The organism is Halalkalibacter lacteus (genome assembly GCF_036663595.1).
Classification (GTDB): domain Bacteria; phylum Bacillota; class Bacilli; order Bacillales; family Bacillaceae_D; genus Halalkalibacter; species Halalkalibacter lacteus.
The window spans coordinates 1-257 of sequence record NZ_JAWRVL010000309.1 but is presented as its reverse complement, the minus strand read 5'-3'; the positions used below and the strand labels follow the sequence as shown (position 1 = coordinate 257).

At 67.3% G+C, this 257-nt stretch carries 1 protein-coding gene; it reads right to left on the bottom strand.

Annotated elements, in window-relative coordinates:
- Positions 1-257 (bottom strand): S1 RNA-binding domain-containing protein (locus SAZ04_RS22470; protein WP_332699903.1); only part of this gene is annotated, 257 nt, incomplete at both ends.

Below are 257 nucleotides of genomic sequence, written 5' to 3'. Positions count from 1 at the left end.
GCCCCAGGCGGTGCCGCTCGGAGTCGAGCGAGATGATCTTGAGCTTGAGCGACTGGCCCTCGTGGACGACGTCCCCCGGGTGGGCGACGCGCTGGTGGGACAGCTCGCTGATGTGGATCAGACCCTCGAGTCCGTCACGAACGCGCACGAACGCGCCGAAGTTGACGAGCTTGGTGACCGTGCCATCGATGACATCCCCGACCTTGAAGTCGGCGACGGTGGAGTGCCACGGGTCGGGCTGGAGGCGGCGGATGGAC